This is a genomic window from Flavobacterium pisciphilum (assembly GCF_020905345.1).
Lineage (GTDB): Bacteria > Bacteroidota > Bacteroidia > Flavobacteriales > Flavobacteriaceae > Flavobacterium > Flavobacterium pisciphilum.
Genome location: NZ_JAJJMO010000001.1, coordinates 3,794,085 through 3,814,675 on the forward strand (window position 1 = coordinate 3,794,085; position 20,591 = coordinate 3,814,675).

Annotated in this window: 20 protein-coding genes; 16 read left to right on the forward strand and 4 right to left on the reverse strand. The window is 33.3% G+C overall.

What is annotated here, in order from left to right:
- Positions 1-102 precede the first annotated feature (102 nt).
- Positions 103-2,172: a DNA primase gene (gene dnaG, locus LNQ49_RS16190; protein WP_229990065.1), complete on the forward strand. Its 2,070-nt coding sequence runs from the start codon at positions 103-105 to the stop codon at positions 2,170-2,172.
- Here dnaG and LNQ49_RS16195 read toward each other — a convergent pair.
- Positions 2,169-2,798 carry a LuxR C-terminal-related transcriptional regulator gene (locus LNQ49_RS16195; protein ID WP_035618090.1) on the reverse strand — a complete coding sequence of 210 codons (630 nt, stop codon included), beginning with the start codon at positions 2,796-2,798 and terminating at the stop codon, positions 2,169-2,171. The genes dnaG and LNQ49_RS16195 overlap by 4 nt on opposite strands.
- Before the next feature lie 93 nt (positions 2,799-2,891).
- Positions 2,892-3,698, reverse strand: coding sequence for an NAD(+) synthase (gene nadE, locus LNQ49_RS16200; RefSeq protein WP_229990066.1), 807 nt, complete (start codon positions 3,696-3,698; stop codon positions 2,892-2,894).
- A gap of 100 nt (positions 3,699-3,798) precedes the next feature.
- Here nadE and gldB point away from each other — a divergent pair, with 100 nt between their 5' ends.
- The 3 genes from gldB (at position 3,799) to LNQ49_RS16215 (ending at position 5,944) form a co-directional block, all read left to right on the forward strand.
- Entirely contained in the window at positions 3,799-4,755 is a 957-nt protein-coding gene (gldB, locus tag LNQ49_RS16205; protein ID WP_229990067.1) for a gliding motility lipoprotein GldB, read from the forward strand.
- Positions 4,755-5,093, forward strand: a complete 339-nt coding sequence (gldC, locus tag LNQ49_RS16210; protein WP_229990068.1) for a gliding motility protein GldC — start codon at positions 4,755-4,757, stop codon at positions 5,091-5,093. Before gldB ends, gldC begins: the two co-directional genes overlap by 1 nt.
- Before the next feature lie 140 nt (positions 5,094-5,233).
- On the forward strand, positions 5,234-5,944 hold the full coding sequence (locus LNQ49_RS16215; RefSeq protein WP_229990069.1) for a hypothetical protein: 711 nt from the start codon (positions 5,234-5,236) through the stop codon (positions 5,942-5,944).
- A gap of 67 nt (positions 5,945-6,011) precedes the next feature.
- Here LNQ49_RS16215 and yihA read toward each other — a convergent pair whose 3' ends face one another.
- Positions 6,012-6,632 (reverse strand): ribosome biogenesis GTP-binding protein YihA/YsxC, encoded by a 621-nt coding sequence (yihA, locus tag LNQ49_RS16220; protein ID WP_229990070.1) that lies wholly within the window; start codon positions 6,630-6,632, stop codon positions 6,012-6,014.
- Between the two features lie 43 nt (positions 6,633-6,675).
- Positions 6,676-7,440, reverse strand: coding sequence for an alpha/beta fold hydrolase (locus LNQ49_RS16225; protein ID WP_229990071.1), 765 nt, complete (start codon positions 7,438-7,440; stop codon positions 6,676-6,678).
- Between the two features lie 376 nt (positions 7,441-7,816).
- Here LNQ49_RS16225 and LNQ49_RS16230 point away from each other — a divergent pair, with 376 nt between their 5' ends.
- From LNQ49_RS16230 to LNQ49_RS16285, 12 genes are read left to right on the forward strand one after another with little or no spacing between them, the layout of a single operon-like run.
- Positions 7,817-8,290, forward strand: coding sequence for a division/cell wall cluster transcriptional repressor MraZ (locus LNQ49_RS16230; protein ID WP_129540959.1), 474 nt, complete (start codon positions 7,817-7,819; stop codon positions 8,288-8,290).
- Positions 8,265-9,173, forward strand: coding sequence for a 16S rRNA (cytosine(1402)-N(4))-methyltransferase RsmH (gene rsmH / locus LNQ49_RS16235; protein ID WP_229990072.1), 909 nt, complete (start codon positions 8,265-8,267; stop codon positions 9,171-9,173). Before LNQ49_RS16230 ends, rsmH begins: the two co-directional genes overlap by 26 nt.
- Before the next feature lie 17 nt (positions 9,174-9,190).
- Complete coding sequence (locus LNQ49_RS16240; RefSeq protein WP_229990073.1) at positions 9,191-9,538, forward strand: FtsL-like putative cell division protein; 348 nt, start codon at positions 9,191-9,193, stop codon at positions 9,536-9,538.
- On the forward strand, positions 9,529-11,529 hold the full coding sequence (locus tag LNQ49_RS16245) for a penicillin-binding protein (protein WP_229990074.1): 2,001 nt from the start codon (positions 9,529-9,531) through the stop codon (positions 11,527-11,529). The genes LNQ49_RS16240 and LNQ49_RS16245 overlap by 10 nt, the downstream gene beginning before the upstream one ends.
- Positions 11,526-12,989: a UDP-N-acetylmuramoyl-L-alanyl-D-glutamate--2,6-diaminopimelate ligase gene (locus LNQ49_RS16250; RefSeq protein WP_229990075.1), complete on the forward strand. Its 1,464-nt coding sequence runs from the start codon at positions 11,526-11,528 to the stop codon at positions 12,987-12,989. The genes LNQ49_RS16245 and LNQ49_RS16250 overlap by 4 nt, the downstream gene beginning before the upstream one ends.
- A 10-nt stretch (positions 12,990-12,999) precedes the next feature.
- Positions 13,000-14,232 (forward strand): phospho-N-acetylmuramoyl-pentapeptide-transferase, encoded by a 1,233-nt coding sequence (gene mraY / locus LNQ49_RS16255; RefSeq protein ID WP_229990076.1) that lies wholly within the window; start codon positions 13,000-13,002, stop codon positions 14,230-14,232.
- A 1-nt stretch (position 14,233) separates the two neighbouring features.
- Complete coding sequence (gene murD / locus LNQ49_RS16260) at positions 14,234-15,565, forward strand: UDP-N-acetylmuramoyl-L-alanine--D-glutamate ligase (RefSeq protein WP_229990077.1); 1,332 nt, start codon at positions 14,234-14,236, stop codon at positions 15,563-15,565.
- Positions 15,566-15,621: 56 nt separating this feature from the next.
- A complete protein-coding gene (locus LNQ49_RS16265) occupies positions 15,622-15,987 on the forward strand; it encodes a four helix bundle protein (RefSeq protein WP_129540966.1) in 366 nt (121 codons plus the stop codon).
- A 47-nt stretch (positions 15,988-16,034) separates the two neighbouring features.
- Positions 16,035-17,336, forward strand: a complete 1,302-nt coding sequence (locus LNQ49_RS16270) for an FtsW/RodA/SpoVE family cell cycle protein (RefSeq protein WP_229990078.1) — start codon at positions 16,035-16,037, stop codon at positions 17,334-17,336.
- Between the two features lie 56 nt (positions 17,337-17,392).
- Positions 17,393-18,481 (forward strand): undecaprenyldiphospho-muramoylpentapeptide beta-N-acetylglucosaminyltransferase, encoded by a 1,089-nt coding sequence (gene murG / locus LNQ49_RS16275; protein ID WP_229990079.1) that lies wholly within the window; start codon positions 17,393-17,395, stop codon positions 18,479-18,481.
- A 46-nt stretch (positions 18,482-18,527) separates the two neighbouring features.
- A complete protein-coding gene (gene murC / locus LNQ49_RS16280) occupies positions 18,528-19,877 on the forward strand; it encodes a UDP-N-acetylmuramate--L-alanine ligase (protein WP_229990080.1) in 1,350 nt (449 codons plus the stop codon).
- The gene (locus tag LNQ49_RS16285) at positions 19,864-20,586 is read left to right on the forward strand and encodes a cell division protein FtsQ/DivIB (protein ID WP_229990081.1); all 723 of its coding nucleotides are present in this window, start codon (positions 19,864-19,866) and stop codon (positions 20,584-20,586) included. Before murC ends, LNQ49_RS16285 begins: the two co-directional genes overlap by 14 nt.
- Positions 20,587-20,591 lie beyond the last annotated feature (5 nt).

Sequence of the window (20,591 nt, forward strand, 5' to 3'; positions counted from 1 at the left end):
AGCACTTCGAAAGGAGTGCTTTTTTTGTGTCATATTTAATTTAAATATGAAGTTTGATTTATGTAATTTTACAGGCTTCAATCTTTAAAAAATAAATACGTTTTGATTTCACAAAATACCATAGATACTGTTTTTGAAACTGCTCGTGTAGAGGAGGTTATTGGCGATTTTGTGCTTTTAAAACGAGCAGGAAGTAATTATAAAGGATTGAGTCCGTTCTCTGATGAGCGCTCTCCATCGTTTATGGTGTCACCTGTAAAAGGGATTTGGAAAGATTTTAGTACAGGAAAAGGAGGGAACTCAGTTAAATTTTTAATGGAGCATGAGCATTTTACCTATCCTGAAGCCATTCGATATTTGGCCAAAAAATATAATATCGAAATTGAAGAAACCGAACAAACGGATGCTGAAAAAGCCATAACTGATGTTCGTGAAAGTATGTATCTAGTTTCAGAGTTTGCCAAAAAATATTTTCATAATGTACTTTTAAATACAGATGAAGGTCAGGCAATAGGATATTCGTATTTTAAGGAAAGAGGATTTACAAACGAAACAATCAAGAAATTTGAATTAGGATATTCTCCAGAAACCTGGGATGCTTTTACTAAAGAAGCGCTTGGTCAAGGATATAAACTAGAATTTTTGCAAAGTACTGGACTAACAATTCCTAAAGATGATCGTCCTTTTGATCGATTTAAAGGACGTGTTATGTTTCCGATACAGAGTATGTCGGGACGTGTACTTGGTTTTGGAGGGCGAATCCTTACAAATGATAAAAAAGCGGCAAAATACTTAAACTCACCAGAGAGTGATCTTTACCATAAGAGTAAAGTATTGTATGGTATTTTTCAAGCCAAACAATCTATTGCTAAACAAAACAATTGTTTTTTAGTAGAAGGATATACCGATGTAATACAGTTTAATCAAGCAGGAATAGAAAATGTAGTTGCTTCTTCGGGAACTGCCTTGACACCTGATCAGATTAGATTGATAAATAGATTAACAAAAAACATTACAGTACTTTTTGATGGGGATGCAGCTGGATTACGTGCATCTATTCGAGGAATCGATTTGATTCTAGAAGAAGGTATGAACGTAAAAGTATGTACTTTTCCTGACGGAGACGACCCAGATAGTTTTGCTAGAAAGACTCCGTATGATGATTTAGTAGCTTATTTAGATGAGAATGCTAAAGACTTTATTCAGTTTAAGGCATCGCTTTTAATGGATGAGGCCAAAAATGACCCCGTTAAGAAGGCCGATTTAATTCGGGATATGGTTACGAGTATTTCTAAAATACCAGACCGTATTCAGCGCGAAGTCTACATTCAGGAGTGTGCTAGAATTATGGATATTTCAGAGCAAGTACTTGTAAGTACTTTGGCGCAGCTTCTTCAAAAAGATGTTGCTGAAGTTGGAAAAAAACAAAAGCAGGAGCAAAAACCTTTTGAGGTTTTAAGAAACCAGAAACCAAAAAATACAGGCTTTTCGGGAGGAGATCCAGAAGATCCAAGAGGTGCACCAGATGATTATTATCCGGGAGAGCCAGGATATCCAGAACAGCAGCAAGCAGAAAAAATAGATATCCTTTATGGTTTAGAAAGAAAAATAATCGAAATTTTATTGCTTTATGGAGATAAAGTAGAGAAGTTTGAAGATGCTTTTTTTAAGGCAAATGAAGAAGGGGAAGTTGTGCTTGTTAGTGAAATTAAAGAATATAAGGTTTATCAAAGAATCTACCTGAGTTTACAGGAAGATGAGGTGGAGTTGTCTAATACGCTGTTTAGAGATGTTTTTACAAATTTAATAGCATTCTATAACCAGCATGAAAAGTTTAATTTAGAGCAATATCTAATGCGTCTGGAGCCTGAATTTGCTCAGGAGGTAACGGATATTTTAATGGAGGATGAAAAAGTGACACTTCATGACTGGGAAGGACAAAATATTTTTTCGAAGGGGAAGTCAGAATCAATAAGTCAATACGTGACAGAGACAATCATGTCTATGCGTTGGTTTTTGGTGGATAAGATAATTGAAGAACTAAAAAGCTCCATAGTATCAGACCCTAAGGAAGATAATATGGAGCTTTTAATGATGGTTATGGACTACTCAAAATTAATTAATTCGTTTTCAAGAAAATTAGGGAGAGTGATGTCCCGTTACCATAATTAAATAATTTCTAGTGTTTTGGCTTTATTAACTAAATCTACTAGATTGGTAACGTTTAATTTAGTTAGTAACCTTAGTTTGTAAGTACTAATTGTTTTTTCGTTAAGATTTAGAATTTTAGAAATCTCATTGTTTTTCTTACCATCGCTTAAGTAACGTAATACTTCAATTTCTCTGTTTGATAATTTTCGGTATAGACGTTCGCTTTTGCTCTGTTTTGCAATCAATGCCATGTTTTTACGTACAGTTTCATTGATGATAATTTTCCCTTCATGTACTTTGATAATCGAAATCCCCAGAGTTTCTAATTTTTCTGTTTTGTGAATGTATCCAGAAACACCAGCTTTTATAGCATTTGGAGCATACATTTGTTCAGATAGATTACTGAAGATGATGATTTTTGTTTTAGGGAAGTTTTTGAGAATAGACTTAACTTCAAAAATACTTGCAAGACCTTCTAATTCTAAATCTAAAATAAGAATATCAATGTCTTTAGTTTGAAGAATGTCTTTTACCATCGTAAAGTTACCTACATTTGCAACGATTGAAATGTCATCATGGTCTTTAAAATACGACTTAACGCCAAAGTGCGTCACAGGGTGGTTGTCTGCTAAACATACTTTAATCATAGTTTTACCTTTTTAAGAATTGTTCATTTTTTTTTGGAATTGTAAAATTAATAAATAAATTCTGTAATTTATTGTAAATCAACATAAAAATGATTATTTTAACTTTTTAGGTAAAGAACACACAGGTATTGGGTTCATTTTGTGCTGATTGGCTGTGTTTAATTTCTTGTATATTTCGAAAACAATTTTTTCTCTTCCAGTGAAGTCAGTAGCTGATTTTCCTAGTTCATCGGCTAACATTGCCCACTCTAATTCGTCATAATTTGCACCCAATTGGTCTTCATCTGTTCGGTTATCTCCAAACAAACCATCAGTAGGTGCAGCTGTTAAAATTGAGTCAGGAATTTTAAGAAATACCCCTAATGCATACACATCAGATTTCATTAAATCGGCAATTGGACTCAAATCTACGCCACCATCTCCGTATTTTGTGTAAAAACCTACTCCAAAATCTTCAACTTTGTTCCCTGTTCCAGCAACTAATAGACCATGAATACCTGCTAGATAGTATAAGCTAGTCATACGCAAACGAGCACGAGTGTTGGCTAGTGATAAATTAACTTTAGCAATATCACCATCGCTAGGGGTTGCCGCTTTAAAAGCTTCAAATGTACTTGTTAAGTCAGTTTCGATATTAGAAACATTTGGGAAACGTTTTTTTAATTGATCGATATGTTCTCTTCCTCTAGAAACTTGATTTGGAGCTTGATATATTGGCATTTCTACACATAAAACCTTTAATCCAGTTTGAGCACATAATGTTGAGGTTACAGCTGAGTCAACACCACCAGAAATTCCTATAATAAAACCATTCACTTTAGCATTGTTGGCGTAATCTTTTAGCCACTCTACAATGTAGGTATTTACTTTTTCTGTTTGAATAGTGCTTTTTTTAGCCATAATAGTTTAAGTTTTAAAATGCAGGAATGTATATTTGCACAATTATATTTAAGTAGTCAGTACTTAATAAAATTTGCAACACAAACTTAATTAAAATAAAATGAAAATATATCGGTTTGCTATCGCTCTAGGTGTCTTTTTTTTGTCCTGCGATAAAAAAAGTGAAATTGAAAAAGCGGTAGAAGAAATTCCTGTTGATATTAAAGTGGAGCGTTTTGATAAAGTGTTTTTTGAAACCCAACCCAAAGATTTAGCGAAGGTGAAAAAAGAATATCCTTTTTTCTTTCCGCAAGGGAATGATGACTCGGTTTGGTTAGAGAAAATGCAAAATCCGCTTTGGAGAGAGTTGTATGCTGAGGTTCAGAAAAAATATGGAGATTTTGAGCCGGTTCGTAAAGAATTTAATAGCTTGTTTCAGCATATCGAGTATTATTTTCCTAAAACAAAAACACCAAAAGTAATTACTATAATTTCTGAAATGGATTATAATAATAAAGCAATTTATGCAGATAGTTTAGTTGTTGTTGCGCTTGAGTTGTATTTAGGAAAAGAACATAAGTTCTATACATTTCCAAATTATATAAAGGAGAACTTTGAAGAGAAGCAAATTATGCCAGATGTAGTTTCTAGTTTCTCACTGAAGAAAATTTCGCCAATTACCGATAAAAGTTTGATAAACAAAATGGTGTATTATGGGAAGCAATTGTATCTAAAAGATTTGCTTTTGCCAGATTATACGGATGCAGATAAAATAGGTTATACGCCAGAGCAAATAAAATGGTGTGAGGAGAATGAAGGCTATATGTGGCGTTATTTTATAGAAAAAGAGTTGTTGTATAGTGATGATGTAAAACTTACAACACGATTTATAAATACAGCACCATTTTCTAAGTTTTACCTCGAAATAGATAATGAATCACCAGGGCGTGTTGGAACCTGGATTGGGTGGCAAATTGTACGTTCGTACATGAAAAACAATGATGTGCCGATTGAACAATTATTAAAAACCAACGCAAAAGAAATTTTTGAAAAATCAAAATATAAACCTAAGAAGTAATGTCAGATAATACACAAACATCAGAAATTAAATTCCTTATAGAATTAGACGAAAATAGAGTTCCAGAAAAGCTAAAATGGTCTGCAAAAGATGGAGGAGTCGAAGCGCAAGATGCAAAAGCAATTATGCTTTCTATTTGGGATAGTAAAGTGCAGGAAACCATGCGTATTGATTTATGGACGAAAGATATGCCTGTAGATGAAATGAAAATTTTCTTTCACCAAACCTTAGTAGCAATGGCAGATACATTTAAGCGTGCTACAGATGATGAGAAGATGTCGGATACAATGAAGGATTTCTGTGATTATTTTGCAGAGAAACTTGAATTGAAAAAATAAAACCCGAAAAAATTTAATACAAATCCTGAATTCCAGTTTTGCGACTAGGGATTTGGGATTTGTTTTTTTATTGAAATTAATTAGAACTTTATGTATATTTATTCGGTAAGCTATATTGAAAAAAGTAAAGTTGTAATTTAATGAAATCAATTATTATGTTATTTCCTTTTATTATAAGTCTAATTGGATTGTTCTTTTTACTTGTAAATAGTATTTGCTTTTGGTTGAAACGAAAGAGCAAAGATGTATTGTACAATATAATTACTATCTATTTAATTCTTTTATTTATAGAAGAGTTATGTTGCAATATTATTGGGTTTTTGAATCCGGGAGCTAATTTTTTTCTTTCTCATTACTATTTTGTTTTTCAATTTATAGTATTGAGTGTTTTTTTTTACAACATATTTTCAAGTGTTGTTTTAAAAAGAATTGTATTGTTTTTTTTAGCAGTGGTTTTGATTTTGCTAAGTGTACAATATTATATTACACCAGGTCTTTATTGGCGTTTTAATATGTTTGAAATTGGAGTAATTTCGACATTGTTGATTTTCTACTCCTTAGTTTTTTTGATACAGAATTTCAAGAAAGTTAAGCATGATTATTTTTATTTCTGTAACGGCTTAATACTTTATTTAGCTAGTAGTGCTAGTATTTTTTTGAGTGGTAATAGTGATTCAGTGCTTTTTACAGAGCCATTTATTTTGGATTTCTGGTTCTTTAATTCCCTATTTTATATTTTGTATCAGTTTTTAATTTTTAAAGAATGGAGGGCTTTAAATGCTAAAAGAAAAATGGAAGAAACTGAATTGGTTGATTCTTTATCCTATTTTGAAAAGAAAGAAGAAGTATAATGATATAAAAAAATCCCAAATTCTAATCTTAGAATTTGGGATTTTTTTTATGTTTTGAAGTTTTAATCTAAAACCCTGAGTTGTTTTTGAATACCTCTTGGTTTACTTCGTCGATGTAGTTTAAGACATCATCTTTACCTGTAGATTCTGTTGCGGATGTTACAAAATAATGAGGCATTTCGGCCCAGTTGTTGGCAAACATTTTCTTTTTGTAAGCTGCAATATGAGAATCAATTTTAGTTTTACTGATTTTATCAGCTTTGGTAAAAATGATACAAAATGGAATTTCGCTTTCGCCCATGTACGACATGAATTCAATATCGATAGATTGTGCTTCGTGGCGAATATCGATTAATACAAAAGCACAAACTAATTGTTCGCGAGTTTCAAAGTAATCGGTGATGAACTGTTGGAAAACAGATTTTGTTTTTTTGGAAACTTTGGCATAACCGTATCCTGGTAAATCGACAAGGAACCAATTGTTGTTAATCAAGAAGTGATTTATCAATTGTGTTTTTCCAGGACGACCAGAAGTTTTTGCTAAGTTTTTATGATTGGTCAACATGTTGATCAAAGAAGACTTTCCTACGTTTGATCTTCCTATAAAAGCATACTCAGGCAAGAAGTCCTTAGGACATTTGCTAACATCTGAATTACTAATTATAAATTCGGCGGTATTTATTTTCATATCTATACTATTTCTAAAACCTCCTCAAATTCGAAAGTGTTTATTATAAATTGGTTTTTTTCAACCATTCTTCAAGAATTTTATTAAACTCTTCTGGATGTTCCATCATGGCAGCATGTCCACATTTGTCAATCCAATATAAAGAAGAGTTAGGAAGTAATTTGTTAAACTCTTCGGCTACGTCCGGTGGAGTTACTTTGTCATTTTTACCCCAGATGATACAAGTTTCTACTTGCATTTTTGGTAAGTCTTTTGCCATATTATGACGAATGGCACTTTTTGCTATGGTAAGTGTTTTGATTAATTTTATACGATCATTTACTGAGGCATAAACTTCATCAATAAGTTCGGGAGTTGCAATCTTCGGATCGTAAAATACATCTTCGGCTTTTCTTCTTATGTATTCGTAATCTCCTCTTTTAGGATAGCTATCACCCATTGCACTTTCGTAAAGGCCAGAGCTTCCTGTTATTACTAGTCCCGCTACCTTTTCAGGATATAATTTTGTGTGATATAGAGCAATATGACCACCTAATGAATTTCCTAGTAAAATAACCTTATCAAATCCTTTGAATGTGATAAAGTCTTTAACATATTTGGCAAAACTTTTTACGTTGGTTTTTAAAATGCTTTGTGTGTATATCGGTAAATCGGGTATTACTATTTTGTATCCTCTATTTGAAAAATATTCGGCTACGGCATCGAAGTTACTTAGTCCTCCCATGAGGCCATGTAATATAACAATTGGTGTCCCTTCTCCAGCTTCATAATAGCTGTATCTGCCTTCTTTTTTGTAATGTTTATCCATCTAACTAAATACCGATTTCAATTTGGACAAATATAGGGTTTAATACATAAATATGGATTTTTGAAAACAATTTTTAACTAGATAATTTTAGTCGAAGAAATAAATAGCTAAAAATCAGTTGCTAGATGTTTTAATTTTTTTTCTTTTTCTCATGAAAATTGCCAAAAACCACCCCATATTTTTTAATAGCTGGACTTCATTTTTTGTTATGTAGAATCATTCTTACAGTAATTTTTGAATTACCTAACGATCTGACTGTGCATAATTTAAGAGTTTTTGGGTAAAAGTGGTTAAACTTATCAACAAAGTGGTATAAAGTGGTAAATTGTGGTGATATTTTTTATATTTTTGCTGTATAACATAACCATGCATTTTTTTGAACACAATTGTAGGAACATATGAGTGTAAAGTCGATGCTAAAGGGAGGCTGCTAATGCCAGCTCCCCTAAAAAAGCAGTTGGCAACCTCACTTCAAAACGGATTTGTTTTGAAGCGTTCCGTGTTTCAGACGTGTTTGGAGCTGTATCCGATGGAAGAATGGGATTTGATGATGCAGAAAATTAATAAACTGAATCGTTTTGTAAAGAAGAACAATGATTTTATCAGAAGGTTTACCGCTGGAGTTAAGATTGTTGAGATTGATGCATTAGGGCGTTTGTTAGTTCCGAAAGATCTAATGGCATTTTCTGGTATTTCGAAAGACGTGGTGTTTTCATCTGCGGTGAATATTGTTGAAATATGGGATAAAGAGTTATACGAAAAATCAATTAGCGGCGAAGATATGGATTTTGCAGATTTAGCCGAAGAAGTAATGGGAAATATAAATGACGACGACAATGGAATATCATAATCCGGTTTTGCTTCATCCAACAGTAGATGGCTTGAATATTAAGCCTGACGGCATTTATGTAGATGTGACGTTTGGTGGTGGGGGACATTCAAAAGAGATTTTAAGTAGGCTAGGGCCAAACGGAAAATTATTTGCTTTTGATCAAGATGAAGATGCTTTGGCAAATGCTTTGCCAGACGAAAGGTTTACTTTGATAAATGAAAATTTTAGATTTATAAAAAGGTTCTTGCGTTTTCACGGTGTAAGAGGGGTAGATGGAATTTTAGCAGATTTAGGTGTTTCATCACACCAATTTGATGTTGCCGAAAGAGGATTTTCTACTCGTTTTGATGCAGAGCTAGATATGCGAATGAGTCAGAAGAATGATTTGAATGCGTATCGTGTAGTAAATGAATACGACGAACAAGATTTGCGTAGAGTTTTCTTTGATTATGGAGAATTGAAAAATGCTCCTGTTTTAGCGAGAACAATTGTAGAGGCTAGAGAAAACAAGGCTATCAAAACTACAGATGAATTGAAAGAAGTTTTGGCAAAATATTTACCTGAAAGAGTTCGTAATAAAATATTGGCTCAGATTTATCAGGCGATCCGTATCGAGGTAAATCAAGAGATGGATGTATTAAAAGAATTTATTGAGCAATCGTTAGAGATCTTGAATCCAGGTGGAAGATTAAGTGTTATTTCATATCACTCATTGGAAGATAGATTGGTGAAACGTTTCATTAAAAACGGAATGTTTGAAGGGGAGCCAGAACGTGATTTTTATGGAAATTTTTCAGTTCCATTTAAAACCATCGGAAAGCTAATAGTTCCTGATGATGCAGAGATTAAAATGAATAACAGAGCTAGAAGTGCAAAGTTAAGAATTGCTGAAAAAATGTAGTACTATAATAAGGTATAATGAAAAACGGAGTATTTGATATATTAAAAGCAAGATTTCTTATTAATGATGACGCTATGAAAAATTGGCGTTTTATCGTTTTTATAATTCTGCTAGCGATAATAATGATTGCAAATACACAACGATACGAACAAAAGGTTTTTGAAATTGCAAAATTGAACAATGAAGTAAAGGAATTGCGATCAGAGTTTGTAGACAGACGTTCGGAATTGATGAAGTTAAAAATGGAATCGACAGTATCGGAAAAAATGCTTGCTAAAGAAATTTATCCATCAACAGTTCCACCAATTAAAATTGAAGTAAAGAAAGAAAAAGAAAAAAGCTTTTTTAAACGCATATGGCAGTAGACGATAAAAATATATCCTACAGAGTTTATCTGGTAGCAGCCTTCATCTTTTTGATGGCGATTGGTATTGTCGTGAAGTTAACTAATATTCAGTGGGTTGAGGGTGATTATTATAGAAAATTGGCCAAACAACGTACGGTGAAAAATTTTGTTATTCCGGCAAATAAAGGAAATATTTATTCTGCAGATGGGAGTCTTTTGGCGACTTCTATTCCTAATTATGAAATTCGATTCGATGCGGTTGCACCAAAAACGGAAGCGTTTGAAAAGAATGTAAAATTACTTGCAGATTCACTGTCGGTTGTTTTGGGTAGACCTAGTGGGTATTACCAAAATGAGTTAAGAAAGGCTAGAGCGAATAAGAATAGGTATTTCTTGATAGCTCGTAAACTGAGTTATACAGATTATGTAAAAATAAAAGGGTTTCCGTTGTTTAAACTAGGACCTTATAAAGGAGGAATTATCATTGAACAGGAAACAGTGAGAGAGCATCCTATTGGAAAAATTGCCGAACGAACAATTGGTTATGATAAAGGCGGTCCTAATGGAGATCCGACGGGGAAAGGAATCGAATGGGCGTTTAGACAATACCTGAATGGGAAGGATGGTAAAATTCTAAAACAAAAGATTGCAAAAGGACAGTGGAAACCTATTCGTGATGTAAACGAAGTAGACCCGCAAGATGGATACGATGTAATATCGACTATAGATGTTTTTATTCAGGATATCGCACATCATGCCTTGCTAAAACAATTAGAAGATTATGAGGCAGACCATGGTTGTGTAGTGGTAATGGAAACTGAAACAGGACATATTAAAGCAATTTCTAATTTAGGGAGAGCAGATGATGGTTCGTATTATGAAACAACAAATTATGCTATAGCAGAGTCGCATGAGCCAGGATCAACTTTTAAATTAGTTGATTTAATGACAATTTTAGAGGATAAGGTTGCTGATACCAGTACAGTTTTCGATTGTAATAATGGGGAAGTTCGTTATTACGGAAGAGCTGTTCGTGATTCAAAAAGAGGCGGGTATGGTAAAATATCATTGGCTAGAGGTTTTGAATTATCATCTAATACAGTAATGGTTCAGGCGGTGTATGATAATTATAAAAATAATCCATCCAAATTTGTGAATCGCATTAATAGTTATGGATTAAATAAAACATTAGGATTGCATTTTCAAGGAGAAGGAAAGCCTTATATACCACAGCCTGGAGACAAGCATTGGTCAGGGGTTTCATTGCCATGGATGGCATTTGGATATGGAGTTTCGGTAACGCCATTACAAACCTTGACTTATTATAATTCAGTTGCAAATAATGGGGTAATGGTTAAACCACAGTTTGTTTCGGAAATAAAAGAATGGAATAGAACCATTAAAAAGTTTGATGTTGAAGTTTTAAATCCTAAAATATGTTCGCAAGAAACCATTAATAAGCTAAAAGCAGTTTTGGCAAATGTGGTAAAAAGAGGAACTGGGTCTAAATTGTATTCAAAAGACTTTTCTATGGCAGGTAAAACAGGAACGGCTCAAGTTAATTACGGAAATAAAGACAGATCAGGCTTGTATTATGCTTCTTCGTTTGTAGGGTATTTTCCAGCAGATCATCCTAAGTATTCTTGTATTGTAGTCGTGCATAAGCCAAATACATCACGTAATAATTATTATGGAGCCGATGTTGCAGGTCCGGTTTTTAAAAGAATCGCTCAAAAGATTTTTACAGATGCACCATCAACGAATGAAATAAAAAAATTGGATGTAAAGATTCCAAAACAAGAAAATAATTACAACGCTTATTATACGCAAGTACAAAAAAAGCAATCTATTCCTGATGTAAAAGGAATGTCGGGTATGGATGCAATTGCTTTACTTGAAAATTTAGGGCTTAAAGTGAAAGCTGTTGGAATAGGAAAAGTGAAAAAACAATCGCTTCAGGCAGGAGAGAATATAGCTAAAAACACAACTATAGTATTAGAATTATCGTGAACATATTAAAAGACATATTATACAAAGTAGCTATTGAATCAGTAACTGGTTCAACAGATATTGCTATTCATAAAATAGATTTTGATTCTAGAAAGATAGAAGCGAATGATGTTTTTGTTGCCATTCGTGGTACGCTTTCAGATGGTCATGATTATATTCAAAAAGCAATTGAACTTGGAGCAACTGCTGTCATTTGCGATACATTGCCAGAAGTTTTAGCAAAAGAAGTTACTTATATTAAAGTTAAAGATACCAACTCGGCTTTGGCTTTTATGGCGGCAAACTATTTTGGTGACCCATCAGGAAAATTAAAATTAGTGGGTATTACAGGAACAAACGGAAAAACTACGATTGCGTCCTTGTTGTATCAATTATTTAAAAAAGCAGGATTTAAAGTAGGTTTATTATCTACGGTAAAAATATTAGTTGACGAAACAGAATATAAAGCTACACACACAACCCCAGATTCAATTACAATCAATCATTATTTAAATGAAATGATAGAAGCTGGAGTTACGTATTGTTTTATGGAAGTGAGTTCACATGGAATTCATCAAAAACGTACAGAAGCTTTGCATTTTGTAGGTGGGATTTTTACAAACTTATCTCATGATCATTTGGATTATCATCCAACTTTTGCTGAGTATAGAGATGTTAAAAAATCATTTTTTGATTCACTGCCTAAAACAGCCTTTGCATTATCGAACATCGATGATAAAAATGGTCCAGTAATGTTACAGAATACTGTTGCTCAAAAACGTACCTATGCTTTAAAATCTTATGCTGATTATAAAGCACAAATTTTAGAAAATCAATTATCAGGTTTATTATTAAAAATAAATGATAATGAAGTTTGGGTAAAATTGATAGGGACATTTAATGCTTATAATTTATTGGCTATTTACGGAACAGCAATCGAATTAGGAATTGATAGTTTAGAAGCTTTGCGATTGTTATCGGATTTAGAAAGTGTTTCAGGACGTTTTCAGTTTATCGTTTCAGATTCTAATATCACAGCTATTGTAGATTATGCTCATACACCAGATGCATTAGAGAACGTGTTGAAAACCATAAATGATATTCGTACTAAAAACGAACAATTAATTACGGTTGTAGGTTGTGGAGGAAATAGAGATAAAACCAAGCGTCCTATTATGGCACAAATTGGGTCAGAGCTAAGTGATAAAGCAATATTTACATCTGATAATCCTAGAAATGAAGATCCAGAAACTATAATAAGTGAGATGGAAAAAGGGGTTGAACCACAAAATTATAAAAAAACATTGGCAATTACAGATAGAAAACAAGCAATAAAAACAGCTTGTCAATTGGCACAGCCAAACGATATTATTTTAATAGCAGGCAAGGGGCACGAAACATATCAAGAGGTAAATGGAGTACGTCATGATTTTGATGATATGCAGATTGTTAAGGAGATTTTATTACAACTAAACAAATAAAACCAGATATATGCTATACTATTTATTTGAATATTTAGACAAAACATTAGACATACCGGGAACAGGTGTTTTTCAGTACATTACTTTTAGATCAGCATTGGCATTTTTGCTTTCGCTGCTTTTGTCTACAATTTATGGAAAAAGAATTATTAATTTCCTAAGGAATCAACAAGTTGGAGAAACTGTTCGTGAACTTGGTCTTGCAGGTCAAAACGAAAAAGCAGGTACACCAACCATGGGAGGTTTAATAATCATATTTGCTACGCTTGTACCTGTTTTGTTGTTTGCTAAACTTCATAATATTTATATCGTGTTGCTTATTGTGACTACGCTTTGGATGGGAGTAATTGGTTTTGTAGATGATTATATTAAAATTTTCAAAAAAGACAAACAAGGACTTAAGGGAATCTTTAAAGTAATAGGACAAGTAGGTTTAGGTATAATTGTAGGTTCTGTACTTTATTTCAGTCCTAATGTTACGGTAAGAACAGATACAGGAAATAGTGATATTTATAGAGTTCAATCAACAACGAGTGTTATAGTTCCAGCGTTAATTGAAGAAAAATCAACAGTAACAACTATTCCTTTCTTTAAAAATAATGAATTTGATTATGCTGAGTTATTGGCTTGGACAGGTGAAGGATATGAGAAATGGGCTTGGTTAATTTTTATTCCAGTTGTAATTTTCATCATCACAGCAGTTTCTAATGGAGCTAATCTAACAGATGGTATAGATGGTCTTGCGGCAGGAACTTCAGCAGTTTCGGTGCTCGCCCTCGGGATATTTACATTTCTTTCAGGAAATATTATTTTCTCGAATTACCTCAATATTATGTATATCCCTAATTCGGGAGAGATGACAGTTTTTATATCCGCCTTTGTAGGAGCATTAATTGGATTTCTCTGGTATAATTCATTTCCAGCATCTGTATTTATGGGTGATACGGGAAGTTTAACAATAGGAGGGATTATAGCTGTTTTGGCAATTGCGGTTCGTAAAGAAATGCTGATTGTTTTATTCTGTGGTATTTTCTTAGCAGAGAGTGCTTCGGTAATTATTCAAGTAGCTTATTTTAAATATACAAAAAGACGTTTTGGCGAAGGTCGAAGGATTTTCTTGATGTCGCCATTGCATCATCATTACCAGAAGAAGGGGTATCACGAAAGTAAGATTGTAACCCGATTTTGGATTGTTGCCATCATGTTAGCCATATTATCTATTGTAACATTAAAACTAAGATAATATGAGGTTAGTAGTCTTAGGAGGAGGAGAAAGTGGTGTAGGTACTGCTATTCTTGGAAAGAAAAAAGGATATGATGTTTTTGTTTCCGATTATGGAAAGATAAACGAGAGTTATAAAGAAGTTCTTATCATTAATGGGATTGCTTGGGAAGAAGAAAAGCATACAGAAGATTTGATTCTGAATGCCGATGTGGTAATGAAAAGTCCAGGTATTCCTGAAAAGTCACCAATAGTTAAAAAACTGGTAGAGAAAGGAATTAAAGTAATCTCTGAAATAGAGTTTGCAAAGCCTTTTACAGAAGCATTAACAGTTGGAATTACAGGAAGCAACGGTAAGACAACCACAACGATGTTAACGTATCATTTGCTGAAATCAGCAGGACTAAATGTTGGATTGGGAGGTAATATCGGAAAGAGTTTTGCATGGCAGGTAGCCGAAAACAAATTCGATTTTTATGTGCTGGAGTTAAGCAGTTTTCAATTGGACGGAATCATAGATTACAAGCCAGATATTGCTATCATAACCAATATTAGTCCAGATCATTTAGATAGATATGATTATAAGTATGAGAATTACATTAACTCGAAGTTTCGAGTAACAATGAATCAGACGGAGAGTGATTATCTTATTTATGATGGCGATGATGAAGCATCAGCCGAATGGTTAAAAAATAATACGACAAAAGCAAAACTAATTCCTTTTTCATTGACTAAAGAATTCGATGAAGGAGCATTTATAAAAAACAACAAAATGGAAATTAAGATTAACCAAGAAGAGTTTACAATGGATACTGAGTACATTGCTTTAGAAGGAAAACATAATTTGAAAAACGCAATGGCAGCAAGTTCAGTAGCTAAATTGATGCAAATAAGAAATGCAACAATTCGTGAGAGTTTATCTAATTTTCAAGGCGTTGAACATCGCTTAGAAAAAGTTCTGAAAATTCAGAACGTACAATATATCAATGATTCAAAAGCAACAAATGTAAATGCTACATTTTTTGCATTGGATAGTATGAATGTTCCAACAGTTTGGATTGTTGGAGGAGTTGATAAAGGAAATGATTACAATGAGTTAATGTCATTGGTTCGTGAAAAAGTAAAAGCAATTATTTGCCTTGGTGTTGATAATCGAAAAATAATTGATGCTTTTGGTAATGTAGTTGATATCATGGTTGAAGTTAATAATATGGCCGATGCTGTAAAAACAGCACAGCGTTTAACTGAAAAAGGTGACGCAGTATTATTGTCTCCAGCATGTGCAAGTTTTGATTTATTCGAAAACTACGAAGACAGAGGAAAACAGTTTAAGCAAGCAGTACATAATCTATAATAAGAGTAAGGACTAAGGTTTAAAACACGTTAATCAAAAAAAAGATATTATAGAGTATGACGACAGATGGAATGAAAGTAAGAACAAAGAAATTTTCTTTGATGGTAATAAATTTGGCAGAGAAATTACCAAATTTTGGTTCAAGTGAAATAATTGCAAGTCAAATTATTAAAAGCGGAACTTCGGTTGGAGCAGATTATAGAGCGGTTTGTAGATCAAAAAGCGACGAAGAATTTGCATCAAAAATGGAGATTGTTTTAGAGAAAGCTGATGAAACTTTATTTTGGATCGAAATCATAGCAGAAAAAAAATGGATTGGAATATCTGAATTAGAAACAATTTGGAAAGAAGGAAATGAGCTAACCGCTATTTTGGTTAACAGTCTAAAGGCAGTTAACAATAGAATTAGTGTAATGAGCTAGAATTAAGAATTTATAAAAATCTAAATTCATAAATCTAAAAAAATAAAATGAAAGAACTAGTAAACAAATTAAAAGGAGATAGAGTAATATGGTCATTCGTGGCTTTATTGGCTTTGTTTTCGTTTATGCCTGTTTTTAGTGCGAGTAGTAATTTGGCTTATATAGGTCATGGAACTGGTAATACATTGGGGTATTTGGTAAAACACTTAGCTCATATTTGTATCGGGTTTTTAATTATTTACTGGGTGCACAAAGTGCCATACCATTATTTTAGAGCTATTTCAAAAGTAGCTTTACCAGTGGTTTGGATTTTGTTGGCTTACACGCTTTTAAAAGGAACTGTTATTGCTGGAGCAAATGCAAGTCGATGGATTCAGGTTCCGTTTATCGGAATCACATTTCAGACTTCTACATTAGCATCGATGGTGTTGTTTATTTTTGTGGCGCGTTATTTATCGAAAACCAGAGATGAAGATGAGCCTTTTCAAGCCTCGTTGATACAGCTTTGGATGCCGGTTTTTGTTACGTTGATGCTTATCTTACCAGCCAATTTTTCGACAACAGCACTTATCTTTTCAATGGTATTGATGCTGACTTTTATTGGTAAATATCCTTTAAAATATATCGGAATCATTATCGGCTCGGGAGTAGTAATGTTTTTGTTCTTTCTTCTCTTGGCGAAAGCCTTTCCTGAATCTCGCTTTTTTAGCAGGGTAGGAACATGGGGAAGCCGAATCGAGAATTTTACAACAGATAAACCAGATGAGGATGATTACCAGATAGAAAAAGCAAAAATTGCTATTGCATCAGGAAAATTAGGAGGTTTAGGACCTGGGAAAAGTGTTCAGAAGAACTTTTTACCACAATCATCTTCCGATTTTATTTATGCGATTATTGTAGAAGAATATGGATTGATTGGAGGACTTACAATATTGGGCTTGTATTTATTGTTGATGTTTCGATTTGTAATTGCATCGCATAAAGCCAATACGCTATTTGGGAAATTAGTCGTCGTCGGGCTCGGTTTTCCAATGATATTTCAGGCGATGATTAATATGGCTGTTGCAGTCGAATTATTGCCCGTAACAGGACAAACCTTGCCGCTTATTAGTAGTGGGGGTAGTTCGATTTGGATGACTTGTTTTGCACTAGGTATCATTATTAGTGTCACCAAAAAAGATGAAGAAATAGAAGAAGAGCTGAAAGAAAAGGAAAAAAGAGAAGAGGTGCTCAAAAGAATGATAGATAGACAATTGCAGGAGGAGAATGAATTAGAGAGTGAAGAAGAAGTTGGAGGGTATTCAATCGAAGATAATGCTAAGAATCCAATGGATGCAGTTATGAAGTGATTGCAGTTGAAAAAAGAGAATATAATAATTTTTAAAATGTAGTAACATTTAAAAATATGACAAAATATAAATTCATATTAAGCGGTGGAGGAACAGGAGGACATATTTATCCTGCAATTGCAATTGCGAATGAATTAAAATTACAATATCCTGATGCTGAATTTCTTTTTGTTGGTGCAAAAGACAAAATGGAAATGCAGAAAGTACCACAAGCAGGATATAAAATAAAAGGACTTTGGATAGCTGGATTGCAACGAAAAATAACTTTCCAGAATGCTATGTTTCCTTTTAAGTTAATCAGTAGTTTATTGCAATCAAGAAGGATAATAAAAGCATTTAAACCTGATGTCGTAATCGGTACAGGTGGTTTTGCTAGTGGTCCGTTGTTGCAAATGGCTGGTTCTGCTGGAATCCCTACAGTTGTTCAGGAGCAAAATTCGTTTCCAGGCATCACTAATAAATTGCTTAGCAGTAAAGCAAGTGCGATTTGTGTAGCGTATGAAAATCTAGAACGTTTTTTTCCTGCAGATAAAATTGTTTTAACGGGTAATCCAGTTCGTCAGGATTTAATAGATATCGATAGTAAAAGAGATGAAGCTGTTGTATTCTATAATCTAGATGCTAATAAGAAGACGTTGTTGATTCTTGGTGGAAGCCTTGGCGCTCGTAGAGTAAATCAATTAATAGAAAAAGAATTGCAAAATATACTTTCTCAAAATGTTCAGATTATCTGGCAATGCGGAAAATTATATTTTGAAGATTATAAAAAATACAATCAACCAAATGTAAAAGTGGTTGATTTTATAGAGCGAATGGATTTTGTTTATGCGGCTGCAGATGTTATCATTTCAAGAGCAGGAGCATCATCGGTTTCGGAATTATGTATAGTTGGGAAGCCTGTTATTTTTATTCCATCACCAAATGTTGCAGAAGATCATCAAACAAAAAACGCGCAAGCAATTGTAGATCAGAAGGGTGCAGTTTTATTAAAAGAATCTGAGCTAGACAGCGAGTTTAGCATTGTTTTTGAAGCACTGTTGAAGGATGAAGGAAAGCAAAAACAGCTTAGTGAGAACATAAAACGATTGGCAAGACCAGGTGCAACAAAAGCAATTGTTGCGGAAATTATAAAGTTGATTAAATAAAAAAATAGTCTGAAGTCGAAAGACATAAAGACAATATGACCTAATTATGAATTTAAACCAAATACAGAACGTCTATTTTATAGGAATTGGAGGCATCGGAATGAGTGCCCTGGCTCGTTATTTCAAAAATATTGGAAAACAAGTTTCAGGTTACGACAAAACGCCTTCAACACTTACAAATGAACTAATCGAAAGTGGAATTAATATTCATTTTGAAGATAATATCAATTTAATTCCAAGTGATTATTTTGTAGAAAATACATTGGTTATAATCACGCCAGCAGTTCCAATTACACATTCAGAGTGGAATTACTTTTTAGAAAGAAATTATGTAGTTAAGAAAAGAGCAGAGGTTTTAGGAATCATTACAAAAGATACCTTTTCATTTGCTGTAGCTGGTACGCATGGTAAAACAACTACATCAAGCATCTTAGGACATATTCTCTATGAAAGTGGAGCTGATGTTACTGCTTTTGTAGGTGGAATTGTTGAGAATTATAATTCGAATTTAATAGGGAACGGAAAAACGGTTACTGTTGTTGAAGCAGATGAATTTGATCGCTCGTTCTTGCATTTACATCCGAATATTGCTTGCATCACATCAATGGATGCAGATCATTTAGATATTTACGGAACAAGTGAAGCTATAGAAGAATCTTTTGTTGAGTTTGCTTCAAAAGTTGAAAATAAAAATAATCTTTTTATAACCAAAGAATTGCCTTTGGAGGGAGTTCAATGTGCTATAAATGAAGATGCTCCGTTTAAAGCATTTAATGTTAGAATAGCAAATGGAAGTTATGTTTTTGATGTGCAAACGCCATCAGAAATTATGAAAGATTTGCATTTTGGTTTACCAGGAAAACATAATTTGATGAATGCGCTAATGGCAATTGCTATGGCAAAAACATACGGAACCTCGACAGCAGCAATTGCAAATGCTATTGCTTCATTTAGCGGAATAAGAAGACGTTTTTCATACCAAATAAAAAAAGATAATCTGGTTTATATAGATGATTATGCACATCATCCAACAGAAATAAATGCAGTAAACCAAGCAGTTAGAGAGTTGTATCCAGGGCAAAAAGTGTTAGCTGTTTTTCAGCCGCATTTGTTTAGTAGAACGAGAGATTTTGCTGATGGTTTTGCCAAAAGTTTATCTGCTTTTGACGAAGTGATTTTATTAGATATTTATCCTGCAAGAGAATTGCCGATGGAAGGAATTACATCGCAATGGTTAATGGATAAAATGAGTAATTCTAACAGGAAAATAGTTGCTAAAAATGATTTATTAGCCTCAATTAAAGCGAGTAATGCAACGGTAATTGTAACTATTGGAGCTGGTGATTTAGGAGAATTAGTACCGTCAATTAAAAATATTTTAAATGAAACTAATTAATTGGGTAAATGTTCGTTTAATCCTTATGTTTGGGGTGGTTGTTTTTTTATTTTCGTTTACTTCACATAGAAATGGAGCGCGAAATTTAAAGAAATCTACCGTTGTTTTTGTAGGGGAAAACGCTATTTTTGTCAAGCCAGAAGCGGTTAATAAATTGTTAATAGAAAATAAAAGAGATGCTTCTAGCATTAAAAAAGAAGGGTTAGATTTGAATAAGATAGAGAAAGCCCTTAATACGCAAGAGATGATTGAAAAATCGGATGTATTTGTGAGTATTGATGGCGTTCTAAAAGCAGTAGTAAAACAGAAAACGCCGATAGCCCGCATTATGAACGGGAATGAGTCGTTTTATATTGATTATGAGGGAGGTAAAATGCCTTTGTCTGATAATTTTACGGCTAGAGTTCCTCTTGTTTCGGGGGATTTAAAAAAAGAAAATAACGGAGAATTGGCTACATTATTCCGCATGATTTATGACGATACATTTTTGAAAAAAAATATCATTGCGATTCAAATTATGCCTAATGGTAGCCTAAAAATGCTCAACAGAAATTTTAATTACGAGGTAGATTTCGGAAGAATGATAAATGTTGAGCGAAAATTTAATAATTATAAGGCCTTTTTTCAAAAGGCAGTTTTAGATAGTTCGTTATATAAATACAAAAAGATAGATCTTAGGTTTACGGAACAAGTAGTTTGCACAAAATAATAGAT

What these genes read in the sequence shown, in the direction of transcription:
- LNQ49_RS16265 (WP_129540966.1), top strand. Translation starts at nt 15,622, where the DNA reads ATGACGACAGATGGAATGAAAGTAAGAACAAAGAAATTTTCTTTGATG.
- LNQ49_RS16245 (WP_229990074.1), top strand. Translation starts at nt 9,529, where the DNA reads ATGGCAGTAGACGATAAAAATATATCCTACAGAGTTTATCTGGTAGCA.
- mraY (WP_229990076.1), top strand. Translation starts at nt 13,000, where the DNA reads ATGCTATACTATTTATTTGAATATTTAGACAAAACATTAGACATACCG.
- yihA (WP_229990070.1), bottom strand. Translation starts at nt 6,632, where the DNA reads ATGAAAATAAATACCGCCGAATTTATAATTAGTAATTCAGATGTTAGC.
- gldB (WP_229990067.1), top strand. Translation starts at nt 3,799, where the DNA reads ATGAAAATATATCGGTTTGCTATCGCTCTAGGTGTCTTTTTTTTGTCC.
- gldC (WP_229990068.1), top strand. Translation starts at nt 4,755, where the DNA reads ATGTCAGATAATACACAAACATCAGAAATTAAATTCCTTATAGAATTA.
- murD (WP_229990077.1), top strand. Translation starts at nt 14,234, where the DNA reads ATGAGGTTAGTAGTCTTAGGAGGAGGAGAAAGTGGTGTAGGTACTGCT.
- LNQ49_RS16215 (WP_229990069.1), top strand. Translation starts at nt 5,234, where the DNA reads ATGAAATCAATTATTATGTTATTTCCTTTTATTATAAGTCTAATTGGA.
- LNQ49_RS16195 (WP_035618090.1), bottom strand. Translation starts at nt 2,798, where the DNA reads ATGATTAAAGTATGTTTAGCAGACAACCACCCTGTGACGCACTTTGGC.
- murC (WP_229990080.1), top strand. Translation starts at nt 18,528, where the DNA reads ATGAATTTAAACCAAATACAGAACGTCTATTTTATAGGAATTGGAGGC.
- murG (WP_229990079.1), top strand. Translation starts at nt 17,393, where the DNA reads ATGACAAAATATAAATTCATATTAAGCGGTGGAGGAACAGGAGGACAT.
- LNQ49_RS16225 (WP_229990071.1), bottom strand. Translation starts at nt 7,440, where the DNA reads ATGGATAAACATTACAAAAAAGAAGGCAGATACAGCTATTATGAAGCT.
- nadE (WP_229990066.1), bottom strand. Translation starts at nt 3,698, where the DNA reads ATGGCTAAAAAAAGCACTATTCAAACAGAAAAAGTAAATACCTACATT.
- LNQ49_RS16285 (WP_229990081.1), top strand. Translation starts at nt 19,864, where the DNA reads ATGAAACTAATTAATTGGGTAAATGTTCGTTTAATCCTTATGTTTGGG.
- LNQ49_RS16270 (WP_229990078.1), top strand. Translation starts at nt 16,035, where the DNA reads ATGAAAGAACTAGTAAACAAATTAAAAGGAGATAGAGTAATATGGTCA.
- rsmH (WP_229990072.1), top strand. Translation starts at nt 8,265, where the DNA reads ATGACGACGACAATGGAATATCATAATCCGGTTTTGCTTCATCCAACA.
- LNQ49_RS16240 (WP_229990073.1), top strand. Translation starts at nt 9,191, where the DNA reads ATGAAAAACGGAGTATTTGATATATTAAAAGCAAGATTTCTTATTAAT.